This window comes from Mesorhizobium sp. LNHC229A00, from assembly GCF_000502415.1.
GTDB lineage: Bacteria > Pseudomonadota > Alphaproteobacteria > Rhizobiales > Rhizobiaceae > Mesorhizobium.
The window spans coordinates 35,841-53,470 of the sequence record NZ_AYWQ01000011.1; the positions used below are offsets into that span (position 1 = coordinate 35,841).

The 17,630-nt window shown below is 60.1% G+C and carries 13 protein-coding genes; 5 read left to right on the forward strand and 8 right to left on the reverse strand.

Annotated features, from left to right (window positions below; all coding sequences use genetic code 11):
- Positions 1 to 32 precede the first annotated feature (32 nt).
- Positions 33 to 2,642 (forward strand): EAL domain-containing protein, encoded by a 2,610-nt coding sequence (locus X742_RS149085; protein WP_198019226.1) that lies wholly within the window; start codon positions 33 to 35, stop codon positions 2,640 to 2,642.
- A gap of 231 nt (positions 2,643 to 2,873) precedes the next feature.
- Here X742_RS149085 and X742_RS149080 read toward each other — a convergent pair whose 3' ends face one another.
- From X742_RS149080 to X742_RS149070, 3 genes are all read right to left on the reverse strand, one after another.
- Positions 2,874 to 3,581, reverse strand: a complete 708-nt coding sequence (locus X742_RS149080) for a phosphatase PAP2 family protein (RefSeq protein ID WP_023773538.1) — start codon at positions 3,579 to 3,581, stop codon at positions 2,874 to 2,876.
- A gap of 561 nt (positions 3,582 to 4,142) precedes the next feature.
- Positions 4,143 to 4,958 (reverse strand): metallophosphoesterase, encoded by an 816-nt coding sequence (locus tag X742_RS149075; protein WP_023781568.1) that lies wholly within the window; start codon positions 4,956 to 4,958, stop codon positions 4,143 to 4,145.
- 19 nt (positions 4,959 to 4,977) lie between these two features.
- Positions 4,978 to 5,931, reverse strand: coding sequence for a diacylglycerol kinase family protein (locus tag X742_RS149070; RefSeq protein WP_023773541.1), 954 nt, complete (start codon positions 5,929 to 5,931; stop codon positions 4,978 to 4,980).
- Positions 5,932 to 6,039: 108 nt separating this feature from the next.
- Between X742_RS149070 and X742_RS1000000174110 the strand changes: the two genes are divergently transcribed.
- Complete coding sequence (locus tag X742_RS1000000174110; RefSeq protein ID WP_031248157.1) at positions 6,040 to 6,492, forward strand: hypothetical protein; 453 nt, start codon at positions 6,040 to 6,042, stop codon at positions 6,490 to 6,492.
- A 143-nt stretch (positions 6,493 to 6,635) separates the two neighbouring features.
- Here the strand turns inward: X742_RS1000000174110 and X742_RS149065 are convergent, their stop codons facing one another.
- Positions 6,636 to 7,706 carry a LacI family DNA-binding transcriptional regulator gene (locus X742_RS149065; protein WP_023773544.1) on the reverse strand — a complete coding sequence of 357 codons (1,071 nt, stop codon included), beginning with the start codon at positions 7,704 to 7,706 and terminating at the stop codon, positions 6,636 to 6,638.
- A 246-nt stretch (positions 7,707 to 7,952) separates the two neighbouring features.
- Here X742_RS149065 and X742_RS149060 point away from each other — a divergent pair, with 246 nt between their 5' ends.
- From X742_RS149060 to X742_RS149050, 3 genes are all read left to right on the forward strand, one after another.
- A complete protein-coding gene (locus tag X742_RS149060; RefSeq protein ID WP_023773545.1) occupies positions 7,953 to 8,741 on the forward strand; it encodes an ABC transporter substrate-binding protein in 789 nt (262 codons plus the stop codon).
- Between the two features lie 87 nt (positions 8,742 to 8,828).
- Entirely contained in the window at positions 8,829 to 10,370 is a 1,542-nt protein-coding gene (locus X742_RS1000000176560) for an amino acid ABC transporter permease/ATP-binding protein (protein WP_023773546.1), read from the forward strand.
- Positions 10,371 to 10,440: 70 nt separating this feature from the next.
- Positions 10,441 to 11,562, forward strand: a complete 1,122-nt coding sequence (locus X742_RS149050; protein ID WP_023773547.1) for an FAD-binding oxidoreductase — start codon at positions 10,441 to 10,443, stop codon at positions 11,560 to 11,562.
- A 915-nt stretch (positions 11,563 to 12,477) separates the two neighbouring features.
- Here the strand turns inward: X742_RS149050 and X742_RS149045 are convergent.
- The 4 genes from X742_RS149045 to X742_RS149035 all read right to left on the reverse strand — a co-directional run bounded on the left by X742_RS149045 (position 12,478) and on the right by X742_RS149035 (position 17,399).
- Entirely contained in the window at positions 12,478 to 12,705 is a 228-nt protein-coding gene (locus tag X742_RS149045; RefSeq protein ID WP_023773548.1) for a hypothetical protein, read from the reverse strand.
- Positions 12,706 to 13,130: 425 nt separating this feature from the next.
- Positions 13,131 to 13,577, reverse strand: coding sequence for a DUF6074 family protein (locus tag X742_RS1000000176750; protein ID WP_348524182.1), 447 nt, complete (start codon positions 13,575 to 13,577; stop codon positions 13,131 to 13,133).
- A 1,359-nt stretch (positions 13,578 to 14,936) separates the two neighbouring features.
- On the reverse strand, positions 14,937 to 15,425 hold the full coding sequence (locus X742_RS149040) for a hypothetical protein (protein WP_023773550.1): 489 nt from the start codon (positions 15,423 to 15,425) through the stop codon (positions 14,937 to 14,939).
- A 495-nt stretch (positions 15,426 to 15,920) separates the two neighbouring features.
- Positions 15,921 to 17,399: a PLP-dependent aminotransferase family protein gene (locus X742_RS149035; RefSeq protein WP_023773551.1), complete on the reverse strand. Its 1,479-nt coding sequence runs from the start codon at positions 17,397 to 17,399 to the stop codon at positions 15,921 to 15,923.
- Positions 17,400 to 17,630 lie beyond the last annotated feature (231 nt).

A 17,630-nucleotide genomic window follows, 5' to 3' on the forward strand; every position in this document is an offset into this window, starting at 1 on the left:
AATTGGCCAGCATCGCATCCAGTCTCAGTCAGTTGAGACGCTCGGTTTTGTCTTCAGCGAACCTGCCGGCGGCGATCGCTTTTGCGGTGCTTGTGATCTGCGCCGTTTTGGCGGACCGTGAAAACAGGATCGTTTCGGACCAACTGGCGCGCGCCGACGTCTTGGCCAAGGTGAACATCATTAGGGCCAAGCTGGAAGGCAACATCAACGGCAATCTCCAGCTTACGCGCGGCCTCGTTTCGGCGATCGTGACCGAGCCCTATATGGGGCAACAGAGGTTTGCGGCCCTGGCCAGCAACCTGTTTGAGCAGGAATCTCAGCTGCGCAACATCGCCGGCGCGCCGGACCTCGTTATCTCGCTAATGTATCCAATGCCCGGCAACGAAAAGGCCATCGGCCTCGATTATCGCAAGAACGATGCCCAACGCACCGCCGCCCTCAGGGCGCGCGACCTGCGGGCGCCCGTGCTGGCCGGTCCGGTCGACCTGGCGCAGGGCGGCCAAGGTTTCATCGGCCGCTTTCCGGTCTTCGTGAAGACGGCGGGCGGCGGCGATCGCTTCTGGGGCATCGTCTCGGTCGTCGTTGACGTCGAGCGCCTCTATAAGGCAAGCGGTCTTTTCGACGGCAATCTCGACATCGAGATCGCGCTGACCGGCAAGGACGGCCTTGGCGGGACGGGTGATCGCTTCTTCGGTGGCGCGAGTGTCACGCGTGCCAACCCGGTGACCGAGACGGTGCATCTGCCGTCCGGTTCCTGGCAGATCGCCGCGATCCCCAGAGGTGGCTGGGCCGCATCGGCGAAGAATGCCTGGGCCTTGCGGGCCATCATGGCATTGGCCGGTGCGCTTGTGGTACTGCCCATTCTGGTTGCGGGGAGACTGTTCGGCGAGAGGCAAAAAAACTTCGCCGAGCTCAGGCGATTGTCCGGTCGCCTGGAACTCGCGCTGGATGCATCGGGGATCGGTGTCTGGGAGCACAATATTGCCACCAACGAGCTGGTGTGGGACGACCGTGTCAACGAAATCTACGGCAGGCCGGCTGATGGGAAGCCGCGCGGCTATGATGACTGGGCGTCAGCGATTCATCCGCAGGACATCGAACGGGCGCAGCGGGATTTCGATGCGGCGGCGGCGGTAAAGGGCCCTTATTCCTCGCAATATCGGATCGTCCATCCGGATGGCGAGATCAGGCATGTGCGCACGCGCGCGACCTATTTCCAGGAGCGCAACAACACGCCCAGGATGATCGGCGCCGAATGGGACGTGACAAGCGATGTCGTGCTCAACGAAAATCTTGTGCGAGAAAGGCAGTTATCGGAACTGCGGAACGCCGAGCTTGAAGTGGCCAAGGGGCGCATCGAACATGTGGCGCTGCACGATTCGCTCACCGGCCTGCCGAACCGCCGCTATCTCGACGAAATGCTGGCGAAGACCGCCTGTCAGGGTGAACGAACCGCACTCCTGCATATGGATCTCGACCGCTTCAAGCAGATCAACGACACGCTCGGGCACGCGGCTGGCGACGCCATGTTGATGCATGCCTCGAAGGTGATCACGGCCAATGCGGGACGAGCCGACTTCGTCGCGCGCATTGGTGGCGACGAGTTCGTGGTCATTTGTGCCGGGCGCGACGACGCCGAACTCGCCGCACTGGCCGACCGCATCATCGATGAGATGCGGCAACCCGTCGATTTCCGTGGCCACCAGTGCCGGTTCGGCGTTAGCATTGGAATTGCGGCGAATACGGGTGAGGGGCTCGACGCACGGCAACTCCTGGTCAACGCTGATCTAGCCCTTTATCGGGCGAAGAGCCGGGGCCGAAACCGCTACGAGTTCTTCAACGACGAGCTGCAAAGTGAAATCGTGCAGACCAAGCGGACCGCCGACGAGATCCTTGGCGGCCTCGAGCGCAACGAATTCATCGTTTTTTACCAGCCGCAGTTTGACGCCGGAACCTTGGAGATTGTCGGCGTGGAGGCCCTGGCACGCTGGCGGCACCCGACGCGCGGAATCCTGGGCCCCGACGTCTTTCTCAGGGTTGCGGAGGAACTGAACGTCGTCGCGCTGATCGACCGAACGGTCCTCAAAAGGACGTTGGTCGACTTTGAGCGCTGGCAGCTTCAGCACCTCGATATTCCACACGTTTCCGTCAACGTCTCGGCACGCCGGCTTGAGGACAAGGACCTCATCGATGGCCTGCGCAAGCTCAACATCCGCGAAGGCACGGTCTCGTTCGAACTTGTCGAGTCCATCTTCCTCGATGAGAATGACGACCTCGTCGCCTGGAACATCGAGCACATCAAGGACCTCGGTATCGACATTGAGATTGACGATTTTGGCACCGGCTACGCCTCGATCGTCAGTCTGCTCAAGCTCCAGCCGCGCCGACTGAAGATTGATCGCCAGCTGATCACACCCGTCACCAGCTCGCTGCCGCAACGGCGTTTGGTGTCATCCATCATCGAGATCGGGAAATCGCTCGGAATCGAAGTGGTGGCCGAGGGCGTCGAGACGATGGAGCATGCGCGCATCTTGAAGGAGCTCGGCTGCGACCTGCTGCAGGGCTACGCGCTCGGGAGACCGATGGACGCCAAGGCCTTGGAACGCTTCGCCCAATCTCGCAAATGGCCGGCCACGGGATAGTCGTCTGGCTCTCACGGAGTTGGCTTGGCGTTGATCTTGCAAGAATGGAAGGTTGTGCGGCTTCCTCGGCTATCCGCCCTAGTCATCTGGAACTCAAGTCCGTTGGATTGTCAGCTGTTCGGCTAGTCGAAGAAGACCGGAGCGATGGCGAACGCAGGCCGGCCGACGGCGTCTCTGGAGACCGGCATATCGCAGCCTGTCGGAGCAAGATTGTTCCGAAAGGGAGGCGGATCAGGACCCGCGCCGCTGCTCAATACAATGGGCCGCCGACCAGCAAAGGATTGCCCAAGCTGATCCGACGCACCATCCTGCAAGTACATCCGTGGGGTAGTGAACGCCGAGATAAATCCGGCTCGTTCCGACCATGATGGTCAGGAACACCGCCAGGGCAACGAAATACCCTTTCACCCGGCGATCAGGACTTGCCTTGGCCAGCAAAGCTCCAAGCGTAAGGAAAGTGACAGCGGACAACATCGCGTGGCCGCTCGGAAAGCTGGCGGTAAAGACCCTGGTGGTGTGGAAAACGTCGGGTCTCTGCCGATCAAAGGCGACCTTCAAAACTGTGCTCAGGGCCTCTCCACCAGCCACCGCGGCGGTGACCAACCACGCGTATCTCCGCTTCTGAGTTATCAGCAGGTAACCTATGGCCGCCAGCGATACAAAACCCAGGAATGCGACGCTGCCCAAGGCCGTGACGTCGCGGCCCATTTCCTCCAGCCACGGCGGCCCGATCAGATTCGTTGGATCATCGGCGCTCCGAAACGCCATGAGCACGGCCCGGTCGAATCCGCTCGTGTCACCCTCGGTAACTTCCTCGGCCAGGAGGCTGAATCCGAGGACAAGGCCGCCAGCCACAAGCAATGAAGCGATCAGCCACATAGAATCGCTGCGAAAGGCTTGCAGAAGGCCGTTTGACGAAGAGGGCGGGTTGAATTCCATCCATTCAAGCTAGGGGGCGACTAAGTCTCGTCAATCATTTCTTCCGCCGAACGCTGCTGAAGCGCCATCAAGTCGCGTTCGATATTATCGAAAGGGTGAAGCGACCGCTCGACGACCACCTTCGACCAATAGTTTTTCTAGGTTCCCGAATGTGGTTCTCACGCCGCAACACTCCAACCGATCCGCGTGGCCTGCAATCGGGAAATTGGGGGGATGTCGATGTTGCTGCCGATTACACCGACTTGTTCCCTAGGCAACGGAGAGTGTCTTCCGTACTGGACCCTCAAAAGCGCTCGATCGAAAATGGCGAGGCAAGGAGGGGCCGCTCCTGTGAGATTGGTGGCGCTCTCTTTGCGTCGGTGCGGGAGTGGCTGAAGAAAAGTACGCCGGCGCTTCGACCGCTTCTTTAGAAGCTATCTAAAAAACGAATCCGGGTTCCTCGTTATAGTGGCCAAGTTTGGCCGACAGGAGGGGCTCGCCACCATCCATGATGACGGGGATGTCTAGAAAATCTCTGCCGCGCTCGCTTATCGTCGTGCCAGGTTTTCAGGCGGCCCTGGGTCACGCCTCGTCCAGCACCCAGCCATCTGGACCCAAACCGAACGAATACTTCGCCGAAGTGGAGAATTGTCTCGCCTGCGGCTGCCAAGCACGACATTCAAGGCGTATCCGTGGACGTTCGACGCGGATTATGTTGAACGAGTTCGCTGCGTCGCGACGGCGCGTTGAGACCGCCGTGCCTGCCTGAATGAGCAACGCTGCATATCGCGCTTTCGCGTAACGAACTGTACTGAGATTGGCTTGCTGGAGGTGATGATGCCCCGACAAGATGATGTCGACGCGGCTTTGCGAGAACGCCTCCATAGCCATTTTGGCTCGTCCGACGACTCCGGTCGCATGGCCGAATGTTCGCCCTTCGAACGGGTGATGGGTGACGACTATCTTGGTGGTTTCGTCAGCCAGGCCCGCAAATCGAGCAGTCATGGCAGCAAGCTGGCCGGCATTGATCCTTCCGTCCTTGATTGTAAAGGACCGCGCAGTGTTGATACCGACCACTGCGAGTTCGTCATTGGCATAAAACGGGTCCGTGTCTGCCTGGATAAAGTGCTTGTAGCGAGCAAGAGGCGTGAGCGTTCGCGCGAAGATGTTGAAGAGCGGCACGTCGTGATTGCCGGGCACCACAATTTGTGGGGTCGGAAGCGCATCTAGGAATTCTCGTGCTTGGCAGAATTCTGCCCGGCGAGCTCGTTGGGTCAGATCACCCGATATAACCACCAAATCTGGTTTGCATGCCCGGACCTCGGCGCCGATCGCATCAACTATGCGAGTGTCCGTCGTGCCAAAATGGAGGTCGGACAGGTGCACAAGTGTTTGCAAGAAAATCTCCGCCTTCGGGTTACTTCGTATCCGGCTCCGGGACCGAGAGGACCTTTAGTGCCGCTGGTCGAATTTGAAAGTGCAGCGGCATCTTCATCGTTGTGGCCTCGCCGTCCACCGAAACAAGGGTCTCTCTTCTGTTCGAGATGATCTCGAGTCTTGACGGCCGAAGCAGTTCCAAGTCGCGATGGCGATCGACCAGGCCAAGCGCGATCTTGAACGGCAGCAATGCCAGCCCAAACCACGTTCGCCGCCTGACGACATAGACGCACAGTTCTCGTGAAGACAGGCTTTCGCGGTGCCCAAAATCGCCGACGTCGTAGAAATTGTTGCCGACGAACACGCACGGTGTCAGCACCTGGTCCTCACCCTTGTCGGCGGTGATACGCACAAACTGCCAAGATACCGCCCTCAATGTCCGAACAAGAGCGGGACCGATTGCTGCTAGTTTCCCCGCTCCTCGTCGCTTCTGTTCCGCAGAGCGTTCCGCGACAAAGAAGGGATAGAGACCGATCGACGAGTTGTTCAAGAAAACGCGACCGTTCACCTCCGCGACGTCGACGAGCACCGGACGTCTCGCCGCGATTACATCCATCGCCGCGTCAAGTTCCAGTGGCACGCAGAGGTCCTTCGCAAAGTGATTGAGGGTGCCAAGCGGAAGAACACCCAGGGCCACCTCAGTCCCGGCGAGAACGGCCGCGGCAGAGCTAAGCGTGCCATCCCCGCCGCCGACGACCAGAATGTTTTCACCCGACGTTGTCTTTTGGCCGACGAATTGCGAGGCGGCTTCGCTGATCTCGTTGCCCGCGACCAGTCTCACCTCTGCTTCGATTCCCCGCTTCAGCAAGCCGCCATGTACCGTCGTGACAATGTCGTCGACTGCGGCGACCGCACCAGCTCCATCGTTGATGAGGACTAGAACTGCCACCTCTGGCACACCCAAAACACCGCTCCAGTAATCCGCCTCCACCATGCACTTGCATGTTGGCCCGGCTCCTTCCTTGACGGCAGGAGCCGGGTCGGCAGGCGGTTAGTCGTTGTCGCCGCCGTCCTGCTGAATGACCACGGGACGGTTTTGGTGATGACGTTGGACGGAACTCGTCACGGTGACGGCGTCGCGGCGGTGATGGCGGTGGCGCCAGGCATGATCGCCGTTGTCGTAGAACGCCATTTGGCCGTGATGCCGGTGATGAAGACGACCACCCTCATCATTGTATATGACGGTGTGGTGGCGCCGGTGGTCGGAATTCGTCAGGATAACGGTGTCGGGGCGGTGGTGGCGGTGGCGCCAGGCATGATCACCGTTGTCGTAGAACGCTATTTGGCGATGATGTCGGTGATGAAGACGGCCTCCTTCATCATTGTACAAGACGGCGTTATCGTGATGCCGGTGATGGGTGGAGATCACCACGTCAGCCTCGGCGGCCGAAGAGATGGTCGGGACTGCCAGACAAAGCGCCAAGGTTCCCAGGATCAAAGCTTTCATGTCGATATTCCTGTCTGCCGAAACGTCATCCCTTCCAGCAAGGAATGATGAACGCTTGCCTTTGTTCCGAAGCGGCGGAAGCAGGCCGTCTCCGGTCCAAAGGCGGCCACACGGGCAGGTCTCCACGCCCGGCCTCATCTCCTTGGTTCGAATTCGAGGTGAAGAGATGTTGCTGTCTCAACTGTGGTGGCTCACGGATGTGGTGCACCCACCGAGCCTCGGGTGATGATCGCGGTCCGCAGGACCAGCCTTTCCGCTGGTTGGATATCGCCTTTCAGCCGGCGGATGAGCAGGTCCGCGACGCTATGGCCAAGTGCATAGACGGGCTGGTCGACAACGGTGATCGGCGGAGTTGTGACACCGGTCCAGTCCGCATCGTGAAAGGTGATCAGCGAAATTTCGTCGGGAATCCTCATACCGCGTTGGCGAATGGTCCGCAGGATTTCCAGTGCAATGACGCTGTCAGAGGCAAGGATCGCGGTGGGTCGGTCTGGCTGGGACAGCAGTTGGTCAGTGATCCTGCGTGTCGCCTCGGCGCTTGTAGCGCCGAGCCGGACGTGGCGCTCGGGTCGATCGACTCCGGCGCCCCTGCACGTGGTGAGAAAGCCATCGATGCGCTCGCGGACCGACGACGTGTAGATTTGCCGGAGGTCAAAGTATTCGTCGCCCTTGGCTTCCACCGCGGTGACATAGGCGATATTGCGATGACCGGCGTCTATGAGCACTCGCGTCGCCTGCATGGCGGCCTCACGGTCGTCAACCGTGACAGTATCGACATCCAGGTCGGGCAGGGCTCGGTCAAGCAGGGCAAGCGGCCGACCGGAACGATGGATGTCGCGCAGATGGCTGATGTCGCGTGACTCCGAGGGTGTCACGATGAGCCCGTCGACACGCTTGCCGATCAATAGCCGTACAGCTGCCTTTTCGGCTTCGATCTTCTCGCCGGAATTCGCCAGAATGACGTTGAAGCCGGCCCCTTTCGCCGCATCGCTGATGCCTCGCACGGCCAGACTGAAGAACGGATTTTCGATGTCGCCGACGACCACCCCAATGATGCCCGATCTTCCGGTCGTCATGCTGCGGGCGAGTTCGTTCGGCCGATAATCGAGGGCCTTGGCGGCTGCCGTGACGCTCGCACGGACCGGGTCGCTGACCACACCATACCCGCCCAGCACGCGCGCGGCGGTAGCTTTCGAGACGTTTGCCGCTCGCGCAACGTCAGCGACCGTTTTGGGGCGGGCTCTGAATGGGACTTTCGTCATCGTAGAACGACTACAAGAAATGTTGACGGGAGGTCAATCGGGCGGTAGCCTGACTGATGAGACCGGTCTCATCCTGTAGAAACCGGTCTCTTTTGTAGGGCGATGAGCCGCTAAGACCCGCCTGTTGAAGGCGGCTGGAGGGCGGCCGCGAGCGAATGCCAAGAAAACAGACCTTCAGAGTGGAGAGAAGACGTGAACAAGTTTGGAATTCTTAGATGGTTGACGGCGCCGGCCCGGGCTGGCCGAGTGGCGCTTGCAATTGCGTGTGTCGGGGCTGCTTTTGTTTCGCAGGCCACCGCGGGGCAAGACAATCCCTATGGGCTTATCGATGCCAAGGTCATCAGCGTCGGCACGATGGGCGACGCTAAGCCCTACGCCTTCACCCAGGCCGATGGTACTTTCACGGGTTTCGACATCGAACTGTTCCGGAATGTCGCCAGCCGGCTAGGCTTCAAGCCCGATCAGGTGATCTTCACCGGTCAGGAGTTTTCGGCCCTGATGCCTTCGGTCGCCAATGGGCGTTTCGACATCGCGGTCGCTGCGATCGGCACGACCGAAGCGCGCAAGAAGACGGTCGATTTTTCGGACGGCTATCTCGCCGGCTACCTATCCGTTCTCACCGCCGACAAGACGATCACCTCGGCTGACGGACTCAAGGGCAAGCGTCTTGGGGTCGTGCAGGGCACGCTGCAGGAAATCTATGCCGCAAAAAATTTCGCGGGAACCGATCTGGTCAAATTCCCCGACAACAACTCGGCCGTCTCGGCGCTCAACAACGGCACCGTCGATGCTCATTTTCTCGATTACGAGGCGGCCAAGGACTATGGCCAGCGCTACCCGGAGCTGAAGATTGCAGTCAATATCCCATCGTTCGACGCGCCAGCGGGCTTCGTCATTCGCAAGGGCAACGACAAGCTGCGTACTGCGCTGAACACCGCCCTGCATGCAGCCATGCAGGACGGCACGTGGAAGACGCTTTATGAAAAGTGGTTCCCCGGTTCGCCGATGCCCGATCAATACCTTCCCAAGAAGTGACCACCGCAGCCGTCGGCCAGGGTCGGCGGCTGGAAACCTCTCTGACCGCATGATGAGTTCGCACCCGCGCCATGAGAAGGGGCCCGAATGAACTGGCTTGAAAACCTGCGTCGCAGTTTTCTCGACTGGCAAGCCATGGCCGACGTGCTACCCAGCATGATCACCATCGGACTGAAAAACACCTTGGTCCTTGCGGCCGCTTCGACGGTGCTCGGGGTCGCAATAGGCATGGTCCTGGCAATCATGGGCATTTCGCAATCACGTTGGCTGCGCATTCCCGCCCGGATCTATACGGATGTCTTCCGCGGACTTCCGGCGATCGTCACGATCCTGCTGATCGGCCAGGGCTTCGCCCGCATGGGCCGTGAAATCTTCGGCCCTTCGCCTTATCCGCTCGGCATCCTTGCACTGAGCCTGATCGCCGGCGCCTATATCGGAGAGATCTTTCGCTCGGGCATACAGAGCGTCGAACGCGGCCAGATGGAGGCCTGCAGGGCGCTCAGCATGAGTTACGGCCAAGGCATGCGCCTGATCGTGGTTCCGCAAGGCATCCGCCGCGTCCTGCCGGCCCTGGTCAACCAGTTCATAGGCAATGTCAAGGATTCGAGCCTGGTCTATTTCCTCGGCCTGCTCGCATCGGAGCGCGAGATTTTCCGTGTCGGCCAGGATCAGGCGGTGGTCACGGGAAATCTGTCGCCATTGCTCCTGGCTGGCGTTTTCTATCTCGTCATCACCGTACCCTTGACCCATGTGGTCAATCACATCGACAACCGGCTGCGGACTGGAAAGCAAAAAGCTGGCATGGTCACAAGCGGCCTGGCCGAGGTGAGTGAACTGGAAGGCGCCACCAGCAGCGCATCGTCGGAGGCAGGTTTCGGATCCTCGTCGGAGCGTCCCCTGTTCAAGGGCGGCAGTCTCGCCGTCAGCAGGCTGGATATGGCCTATGGCGAGCTCGACGTCCTCAAGAGCGTCAGCCTGACGGTCAAGGCAGGTACGGTCACTTGCATCATCGGTCCCTCGGGTTCGGGTAAGTCGACGCTGTTGCGTTGCCTCAATCGTCTGGTCGAACCCAAGGGCGGCGACGTGTTGCTCGACGGAGCGAGCATCCTGGCGATGAAACCCGAGAAGCTGCGACGGCGGGTCGGGATGGTATTTCAGCAGTTCAATCTCTTTCCGGATCATACCGCCTTTGAAAACGTCATGCTGTCTTTGACCAAGGTCAAGGGCATCCGGGCGCATGAAGCTTCGCGCATCGCCGAGGCACGTCTGGCCGATGTCGGCCTTGCCGCACGCAAACACCATCGCCCCGGCAGTCTTTCGGGTGGTCAGCAGCAGCGTGTGGCAATCGCCCGCGCGCTCGCCATGGATCCGGAGGTTATCCTGTTTGACGAAGTGACCAGCGCGCTTGATCCAGAACTGGTCAAGGGGGTCCTCAATCTGATGGCGGACCTTGGCCAGCGCGGGATGACGATGGTCGTGGTGACCCATGAAATGGGCTTTGCCCGCAAGGTTGCGGACCAGGTCGTTTTCATGGACGAAGGCCGCGTCATTGAGGCCGGCACACCCGCAGCGATTTTCGACACACCCAAGAGCACACGCCTAAAGCACTTCCTGGCCGAAGTGCTTTGATCCGAAGCCGAAGAACCAGGACGACACGGTCCACTCGCACGATTCATTCTCCACAGCGAAAGAACATTCCATGCCTACACACCCGGTCTCAAAAGTCGTCGTTGTCGGGGGCGGTATTTTTGGTGTCTCGTCCGCCGTTCATCTGTCGCGGCTCGGCATCGAAACCATCCTCATCAATGATGGACCGCTGGCCAGTGGAGCGTCCGGCCGGTCGCTCGCGTGGCTCAACTCCGCACGCATGCGATCGGCTGAATATCATCAGCTGCGCATGATCGGCATCGACCGGTACCGCACCTTGTCGGCAAAATACCCGGATGCTGCCTGGCTGCGTTTCGACGGTGGTTTGACCTGGGATGCGGACGACGCCTCGAATGAGATCCTGGAAGCCTTGGCACATGAAAAGAGCCTCGGATATGACGCGCGCCATTTGCTCGCAGGCGACATTCCTTCGGCTACGCCGGGCATCGCGACAAGCGCGGTCACGCGCCAGGGCGCGATCTTCAATCCGGGTGAAGGCTGGGTCGATCTTCCGTCGTTGATCAAATTGCTGGTTGCGGAATTCGTGGAGCGGGGCGGTCAGCTCGTCACTGACGCGGGGCGCGCAACGGTGACACTTGCCACGGGGCGCACCACTGGCGTCGCGACGGAGAGGGGCGCCACGTTTGCTGCCGATGCGGTCCTCTTGGCAACGGGCAGCGACGTCCCGCGCACGGTGGCGCAAACCGGGCAGCATATCCCGGACGGAACGCCGATCGCATTACTGGTCAGGACCAAGCCTGTCGCCCTTCCACTTCGGGCGGTGCTCAACACGCCGCGGGTCGCTGTTCGCCCAACGCCGGACGGAGCTCTCGTACTCGATTCCGCATGGTCCGAAGAAGAGGTAATCGTCAATCCCGACGGTACGTATGGCGTGAAGGCTTCGACCCTCCAGGGGCTTCTCGACGAAGCCTCGAAGGTGCTTGAGGGCAATCCGGAGCTGGAGTTGGAGAGCTACGGCGTCGGTCCCAAGCCGATCCCGGGCGATGGCGAGCCGGTATTTGGTCGGCTGAAGGGCACTGAGGGATATTACGTTGCCTTCAGTCACAGCGGCGCGACGCTCGGACTGATCGCTGGCGAACTGCTTGCAGGCGAGATGGCCACGGGAAACGAACATCCCTTGTTGGCCAAATTCCGCCCAACCCGGTTCGGTTGAGGAAGCGTCGAATATGCTAGTCGACTGTCAACTCTTGAGGGCCGGCAACGATCTTGTCTGTTAATCCTGCGTGAAAAACTCTTGCCGGCGATCGCTGGGCCGCGACCCTGATGATGGCGCGCTCGTGCATCTGGTGTTGGCGAACCTGTTGGCACTGCGCGGACAGAGCCGTCAGAACAAGGGCGCTGTGTGTGAGCGAAGCTTCCATTTTTTGCTGCCCCTCCTCGTTAGGGTCTCGCCAGCTTCCGGCCACCTTGACTATCGACGCTGGGCGCGACCCTTTGCGCCGCTTGCGAGAAAGGAAAGCGCACAGCGTCCTGGTTGTTCAGACCACAGGCGCGTCGAGTGACGGAAATCCTTGCCGAGGAACTCCTTCGCGGCAATTCGAAATGGCCTAGGATCGATGGATCGTTTGCACGTTTGTACGGGCGCACGAGGGTGAAGGTGAGAAAGCAAAATCAGAGCTGGTGTAGGCTAATCCCGGGGCTGCAGCTCCACCACCGAGCGTAAGACCTGGAACCCCACCGGGGGTTCCTAGGTCGCAACCCGGGAACAAAGCTGGACCGTCCTGCGTTGGACAGCCAATGGAACAGCTTGGATCAGATTTGGCGGCGATGGCGCAACCTGGCTACTGGTTGGCTATGGTGTTTTTGTTCATCCCTTACGCAATCGGCGTGTTGTTGCTGATCAGGTCGTGCCACTGCCTTTGACTTGATCCGCCGGCCTTGAGTTGCAGAGCGCCAGCTGCGCGACTGACCGAGTTTGCGATCTTATGTCGGAATCAGCCAGGTCGCGTGACGCGCGGTCCGAGGTCTTCTTGAAGAGCTATCCGCACTCATCCGAAGACCCCAATTCCACATTGTTGGGACTTGTGTCAGGCCGTGAGAATTGATCGAGTACCTGCGTCTATTGGCACTATGCCGCCTGCGCAGGCTCATCGAGGTCGAACTCGACAATCTGTCCTCGATCGATCGCAGCTCTGGCAATGAGCGTTGCCAATTCACGATCGGAAGCGAGGCATTCCCGGAAAACCGTGCGTATCGCCACCACGGCAGCCGATACTGACAGCGGCCAAGGTTTGCCTCTCCTGCACTCAATATAGTGCTGAACAAGATAGTCGAGATCGCGGCGCTTCTGGCTCATCGCTGCCTCCGTTCCTGGGGAATTTACAGGAGTGAGGCTCGCCCGCACTTAGATTTGTTAAAAGGACCCAATTTGTTTTGCTCGAGAACAATTCAGCCTAGGTGCTTGGCCAAGGAGAAGGTCGATCGTCTGATGGAAGCTCATGCCGCGGCGGCATTGTCCGGCACGTTGCCGCTTCGTATCACCGTCTGCGAACACTGGTAAGGATTTCTGGTGGCCCTGTATTCCGATTCCCAAGGCAGCACCTCGAAGTCAGGCTGATATCCGGACGCTCTGTAGTCGTCCTGCGATAGGTAACTGCACCGAGTTCCCTCTCTCACGCAGACAAAGGCGGGAACGCCCGGGCACCGGTAAAGGCCAACTATGTGCAAAACGGAACTCCTCATTGTCGTAGGCTTTTCATAGCCTGCGACAATCGTCTCCATCTATTTTGATGAAACCGTCGTTCGCATGCGTTGAACCGCATCGAAGAACCGGACGACCTCAGTGCGCGCCCGGTCTGTGTCATGGCCGCGTTCAATCGCCACTGACAACAGATGCTTAGCCGTTTCGTCCCAAAGCACGGCCGCTTCGTCATTCGGAAGCCGAGCTATTGCGTCGGCGACGATCCTAACTGAGGAAAGCTCTCGGCTTACGGGAAAGGCAGACACTGACATGGGTTGAACCGTTCGAGCCTGACACACCCGCGCGGGTTTCAGTCGGCGGGACCAGGCTAAAACAACAGTCTCCGCCAGAACACCTCTGCTCGACGACTTTCCACCGATTTCGTCAACCAATTGCAGCTTCGAGGCCTGCTCGTGCTCAGGAACACGCACCCCGGGCCGCCACCGAAAGGCATACAGCGGTCGCCAGCCCAATCGAGCCGGGATCATCGGCAGGGCGAAGCCCTTTCGCGGTGAGGAGGATTTGCGGCGCACTTCGCTTTTCAGAGAAGATCACATGAATGACCTCACCATGCGGGCGAGGGAGAGACTTACGATTTAACGCAACCAAGTCAGTTTGTCGGCATTGATACCTGGAAGCGCCGGAGGACGCCGATGCTACATTGTAGCGTGCCCCGCGAATTTGAGATCGGTGACGAGGTCGCGTTGACGGGCACCGTTACCTCGATACTGCCGAGCGGACGCGCCCAAGTAAGCATTTCGTCGTATGGTCAACCCTATTCGGTTGACCCGCCACCCAAAACGCGCGCTGGAGATGAGGTGGTTCTCGTCGGGGATATCATCCGCATCGATCGCCAAGCCGACAAATTGACAGTGCGGATTGACTGCGGGGGCATAATCACTGTCGGACACTCTGCGATTACCAGGTTGAGAAGGCACCGTCGGCCCGCGTCGCGCTGACACTCACGCGAAGCTTGCGGCATGTCGCATGGCCTCGTCAGAGGCCTGCGGCGGTTCGCAGGTGGCCACAGTCCGCAAGCGCTAACTTTGTTCGTTGGGCTCACCAGTTTGTGCGGTACCCGCCTCCGGAAAGGAGCGGCGTCGGGGTTGGCCTGTTGGCGAGAGACGGCCCTGCTCACGGCCTATTTGTTTGCCAAATTTGTACGCCAGGCAAAGGGCACCGAATTGAACGAGTAAGCGTATCATGGAGGTCCTCCTTTCTCGCCATCAAACCAGCCGTGTGCGTTTAGGTTCCAGTTCAGTTTGGCCGAACGTCTGCCGCCGGCAGACAACATTCTCGTCAACGACCCGGCTCCAATCATACGCCAGCGCCGGCGACGTTTGATGGTACGGGTTCCTGCCATCCCGATCAAAGGCGGCCGGTGTTCAAACTCCACCCGGAAGGCCGGCTATTCCAAATGCAATCGCTGCTTTATTCGGCCGGTCTCTCTCGGTGGAAACAGTGCGGCTCAAAGCTCGTGCTATGGGAGCGCCTATCCCGGTCTGGGACATCGCCGATGACGAAAGGGTTTGAGTGCTGACCGTAGTCGCCCAAAGCGGCGTCCGCGTCTTGGGCGGCTAAGGCGCCGAGATGGCGCCGACCCTCGACACGAACGAATGCGATTGCAGATCAGGCCGATATTGCACAGGTCCGCACGGCGGTCACTTCTGCGTGATCGACAGCGGCGCCAAAAGTTATTTGCGCAATAGCCTTGTCGAACGCTCGTCCGCGCCCTCCCGAGGTAAAGCGTGGAGAGAGATTCAGCCCAAGTGCGATGCTGCGAAAGCCACCTCCGCCGTCCGGCGAAGGTGGCTTGATGCGTGCTTGCTTCAGGCTGGGCCGTATTCTTACAGAGATTGCAGCCGCGCGATATCCTGAGCTGTTGCAGCCCTCTCCACGATCGTGCGCCCTGCCGCGTCCTTCACTTCGAGACGGCCATTTTCGATCTCTTCCTTGGTGCCGTCGGGATGAGTGACTTCAGTTTTGTCATCCGAGACTTCAACCTTGTCGCCGGCGGCGTCGACATGCTCCTGCCCATGATGACCCTTGTCGTGACCGCCGTCGTCGTCGCCTGCGCCACCGTCGTGGCCACCGGACGCGGAGCCGCCGCCAGACCCTGAGTTGCCGCCGTGGTCTCCATCGCCGCCAGAACCGGAGTTGCCGCCATGGCCCTCACCACCTCCGCCGCTGCCGCCTTCGCTCTCGGCATAGGCGGCGGCTGGCCGCAGCTTGCCCGAGCCGACAAAGCTGACCTGATAGGGCGCAACAACCAGAACCAATGCGGCTGACGCCCGCAGAGCCAGCGGCGCTATGCCGGTGAAGGTCAATTTCTGCATGATAGATCTCCTCCTCTTGTACATAGAGGGAACGCGGAGGGGGCGCAGATATTCCCGCTCGAGCCGCGGAAAGGCGCGTGCAGGACCGTTGCGGCGATGTTACCGGCCTACTGGCTTGCACACCCCAGACTTAAGTCTGGCAGCAGATTACCGCACGCCCGTCCGCTTTCGTGGTTTGCCTGCCATTCCCAATGCCAATTTCGAATTGGCAAAACCTGAGGTCCCAGGCGAGATTGCCAGCGCCTCTCATCGTGGGGTGTCGCCGAAGTCAATTCGAAGCAACGGCTGGAATTGGCTTATCGTAGCGATCATGGCGCCGCCTTCGGGTTCACACGGCCAATCTTACGATTTGCGCAAGGGTCGGGGTGGAGCTGCCGGCCCGAGACCGTTCAGCGGCCAGGTCCGCAGGGTGAGTTGCGCAGCCCATCGTTCGGCAAAGCCATGGCTAGGATTTCGAGGTGATGCTTGCTCCCGCTGCATGACAGGCAGACGGGCTCATGACAAAGTGCGCACTTGCTCGATGGCTTGGCGCAGACGTCGGATTCCCGCTTCGCTATCGGCCTTGTTGCAGGCGGCATAGCCAAGCACTAGGCCATTTCCGGAGGATGACCAGTAATATTTCGAAAGCGGCGATGCGTTGACACCGAGTTTGTCGGCGCATTGCACGACCGCCCGATCGTCGCAACTTTCGTGAAGCCAAGCAACGACCTGGATTCCGGCTTCCGCCGCCGAAAGGGTCATGTGATCGGCCAATTCGGTCTGGCACAATTCGTAGAAAAGCTTGCGGCGCTCGGCGTAGATGCGGCGCATGCGCTTGAGGTGGCGGGTCATGTGCCCTTCATCGATGAAATCGGCCAGCGCCGCCTGCAGCAGGAGTGGTGCGAACTGCCCAGTGGTGCTCAGCGCATGCGGAATGCCCTCGCACAAGGCGGCGGGCAAGACCATGAAGCCCAGCCTGAGCGCCGGAAACAGCAGCTTGGCAAAGGTGCCGACATAGATGACCCGGTCGGCGTAATCCATGCTCTGTATGGCGGGGACCGGCCTTCCCTGAAATCTGTACTCACCGTCGAAATCATCTTCGATGATCCACGAATTGTTGCGCTCGGCGATCTCGAACAGCCGCAGCCGCTGGTCCATGCGCATCGTGATCCCCAAGGGATGCTGGCAGGCGGGCGTCACATAGATCAGGCGCGGTGAAACCTCGGGCTGGTTTATCTGCCAGCCGTCGCGGTCGACCACAAGCGGCACAATATTGGCGCCAGCGACGGTGAAGGTCGCCCTGGCCGCGTAGTAGCCCGGTTCCTCCAGCCAGACCGTGTCGCCGGGATCGAGCAGCAGACGCGCCAGCAAATCGAACGCCGCCTGCGCCCCCGTCGTTATGACGATCTGTTCGGGAGAACACCGCACCCCCCTGGCCGAGATCAGGTAGCCGGCAATCGCCTCCTTGAGCGCCGGCAGGCCGGTCACATGATAGGTGCCGAACAACATGTCGGCGCCAAACGTTGCCCGGCGTGCAAGCAGCCTGCCCCAGACGCCAAACGGAAAGTTCTGCGGGTCCGGCATGCCCGGATGAAAGGCAAAGCGCCCCGGCGCTCCATGATGGAAGGGTTGCCGCATGAGGCTCTCGCCGCGCCTCGAAAGCGGACGGTGGATTGCCATGGCCGTGGGTTTGCCGCCTTGATCGGTCGAGTTCACGGGCAGGTCGATGACCACCGGTCGCGCGCCCTGCCGGCTCGCAAGATAACCTTCCGTAGCGAGTTGGTCATACGCGGCGACGATGGTGTTACGGGCGAGACCCAAATCCTCAGCCAGCGCGCGCGACGAGGGCAATTCCGATCCGGGCGCCAGACGACGCTCACGGATCATCGCGCCAATCTGACGATAGAGCTGGCGATGGATCGGTTCATCAATTGCCCGATCGATGATCAGCGCGTCCATCGGAAAGCCTTGGCGCTTGCGCCTCGATATCTGCATCGGAAAATGCCTCGCGGTATGAGAGCGGATCGAGCTTAGACGAGCGCCGCGGCGAGTGAAACTGGCACCTTCACTTCTCACCGAACTGGCTCTCGCGATGGAGACAGATCGGCGCTTAAATGAAAACAAGAGGGAATGACGGGCCCAGACAGACCGCAAGACGCCTCACCGACCTGATTGGTTTCGACGAGGCACCGCCAGCAAATGCCCCCGGCCTGTCCGATGAGGAAC